At 73.6% G+C, this 2,994-nt stretch carries 3 protein-coding genes; all 3 read left to right on the forward strand.

The features are described 5' to 3' along the window. A partial coding sequence (locus I53_RS14000) for an ATP-dependent helicase C-terminal domain-containing protein (RefSeq protein WP_043351698.1) occupies positions 1-1,558 on the forward strand: 1,558 nt, incomplete at its 5' end. A gap of 47 nt (positions 1,559-1,605) precedes the next feature. Further along, on the forward strand, positions 1,606-2,031 hold the full coding sequence (locus tag I53_RS14005; RefSeq protein ID WP_043351697.1) for a PaaI family thioesterase: 426 nt from the start codon (positions 1,606-1,608) through the stop codon (positions 2,029-2,031). A 74-nt stretch (positions 2,032-2,105) separates the two neighbouring features. Next, on the forward strand, positions 2,106-2,994 hold an 889-nt coding region (locus I53_RS14010), incomplete at its 3' end, for an SMP-30/gluconolactonase/LRE family protein (protein WP_043351700.1).

A 2,994-nucleotide genomic window follows, 5' to 3' on the forward strand; every position in this document is an offset into this window, starting at 1 on the left:
AAGCCGGGCCCTGGGCCTGACCAGTATAGTCACGGCCCGCGCCTCCCGAGCCTCGGTGGACCAGCGCCGAGGCCGCGCCGGCCGCACCGAGCCGGGCCTGTGCTGGCGCCTCTGGTCCGAGGCCGGCACCAACGCCCTCGAACCGTTCACGCGGCCGGAGATCCTGTCCGCCGACCTCGCCGGGCTGCTCCTCGACTGCGCCGCCTGGGGCGTGACCGATCCGGGCACGCTCGCCTTCCTCGACCCGCCCCCCGCGCCGGCCCTGACGGAGGCCCGCGCCCTGCTGACCGAACTGGGGGCGCTCGATGCCGATGGGCGCCTGACGCCGGTCGGCGCGCGCCTGCGAGCCCTGCCGCTGCCGCCGCGGCTCGCCCGTATGGTGACGGTCGCGGCCGGAAACGGCCACGCACGGGCCGCCGCCGACCTCGCCGCCGTGCTGGTGGAGCGCGGCCTCGGGGGGGACAGCCTCGACCTCGACGAGCGGGTCGAGCGGTTCCGCCGCGACCGCGGCGGACGCGCCGCCGACATGCGCCGGCTCGCCGACGGCTGGGCCCGGATCGCCGGGGCAGGCAATTCCGCGCTCCCGGATGCCGGCCCGGTCGCCGCCGGCCCGCTCCTGGCGCTCGCCTATCCCGACCGGGTGGCCCGGGCGCGCGGCCGCGACGGCGAGTTCGTGATGGCGAGCGGACGGGCCGGTCGCCTCGACCCGGCGAGCCCGCTCGCCCGCGAAACCTATCTGGTGATCGCCGATCTGGCGGGATCGGCCGCGAGCGCCCGGATCCTGGCCGCGGCGGCGATCGGGGCCGAGGCGATCGAGCGCCTCTTCGCCGACCGGATCGAGTCGCGCACCGAGATTGCCTTCGACCCGCAGGCCGCCGCCCTGCGGGCGCGGGCGGTCCGGCGACTCGGCGCGGTCAGTCTCGGGTCACGGCCGCTGCCGGTGCCGTCCGATCCGGAGAGCGCCGAGATCCTGGCGCGGGGCATCGCCGATCTCGGGATCGAGCGACTGCCGTGGACGCCGGCCCTGGCGCAATGGCGCGCCCGGGTGATTTTCCTCCACGCCGCCGAGGGCGACACCTGGCCGGACCTGTCGGACGCGGTGCTGGCCGGAACCGCGGAGACGTGGCTGGCGCCGTCCCTCGTGGGGCGCGCCACCCTCGCGTCGGTCACCGCGGACGATCTCGCCGGCGCCCTCCAGAGCCTGGTGCCCTGGGCGCTGCGCGCCCGGCTGGACGCGGAGGCGCCGACCCACGTGGAGGTCCCGACCGGCTCGCGCATCCCGGTGGATTACACGGCCGAGGAACCGGCCCTGGCCGTCCGGGTCCAGGAGCTCTTCGGCCTCGACCGGCATCCCCGGGCCGGAGGACGGCCGCTCGTCCTGCACCTGCTGTCGCCGGCCCAGCGGCCGATCCAGATCACCCGCGATCTGCCCGGATTCTGGCGCGGATCTTGGGCGGCGGTGCGGTCCGAGATGCGCGGCCGCTATCCGCGCCATCCCTGGCCGGAGGATCCGCTCAGCGAGGCGCCGACCCGTCGGGCCAAGCCGCGCGGAACCTGACGGCCGCAACGCCCTTCCTCCGCATCGACACCAACGGATCGGATGCGATGACCACGGACACGACCGCTTTCGACCCCGCAGCCGCCGGCTGGGCGCTGGTGGAGGACAAGGGCTTCATCGCCCATGTCGGTCCGCTTCATGTCCGCGGCACCGACGGCGCCTACGCGTTTCGGGCCGAGCAGAAGCACGCCAACCTGATCGGCGTGGTCCATGGCGGCATGCTCATGAGCTTCGCCGACCGCGCGCTGGGCGAGACCGCGATGCAGGCCGCGGGCGGCGCCAATTGCGTGACGATCCAGCTGGAGATGAAGTTCATCGATGTCGGCCGCCTCGGCAACTGGATCGAGATCCGGCCGCAGGTGGTCAAGCGCACCGGCTCCCTCGTGTTCATGCGTGGCGACGTCCGCGACGACACGCGCCTCCTGGCCTCGGCGGACGGCGTGTGGAAGATCCTGCGCCGTCGCTCGGATTGACCATCTCAGGACATCTGTCCTAGCTTGCCGCCGCGCGTCGCGGCGTTCCGACCGGGTGCGCAATGGAGGATCGCATGCGATCGTCGCAGACCGATACATCCGGCGTCGAGGCGAAGCGCGGTCCGGCTCGACCCTCTCGACGCGCGATCCTCGCGGGGTTGGCGGCCTTCGCCGCAACGCCCGACGGAGCGGAGGCGCAACCTGAGCCGCCCAGCACGGTGACCAATCCGCCGCGCGACTTCCGGCCCGGCGCGGCCCCCACCACCTACTTCACCGATCCGGACGTCGTCGCGGTCGACCCGGCCTTCGAACCCTACATCGTGCCGAACAGCGCCATCCGCCGGCTCTGGACCGGCGCCCTCTGGGCGGAGGGGCCGGCCTGGAACGCCGTCGGCCGCTACCTCGTCTGGAGCGATATCCCCAACAACCGGCAGATGCGCTGGCTGGAGGAAGACGGGCACGTCTCCGTCTTCCGGATGCCAAGCAACAACGCGAACGGCAACAGCTTCGATCATCAGGGGCGGCAGATCAGCTGCGAGCACGCCACCGGTCGGGTCGTGCGCTACGAACTCGACGGGGCGGCGACGATCCTGGCCGATGCGTTCGACGGCAAGCCGCTCAACTCGCCCAACGATGTGGTCCAGCATCCGGACGGCGCCTACTGGTTCACCGATCCGCCCTACGGCGCGCTGCTCTACGAGGGGCTGCCGGACGCGGCGGGCGGCCCGAGCAATCCGCAGGGCCATCTCGACCCGCGGCTCGGCCAGCCGGCCGGGACAGCGCCCCGGCGGCGGGTGCTGCCCAATGCGGTCTACCGCATCGACCCGTCGGGGCGGATCGACCGGGTGCTCACCGACGATGAGGTGCCCGATCCGAACGGCTTGTGCTTCTCGCCCGATCACCGGACGCTCTACGTCTGCTCCACGGGGAAGGGGCCGGGGGATACGGGGGCCGGCGGCAAGG

The sequence above is a fragment of the Methylobacterium sp. B1 genome, assembly GCF_000333255.1.
In the GTDB taxonomy this organism is placed as follows: domain Bacteria; phylum Pseudomonadota; class Alphaproteobacteria; order Rhizobiales; family Beijerinckiaceae; genus Methylobacterium; species Methylobacterium fujisawaense.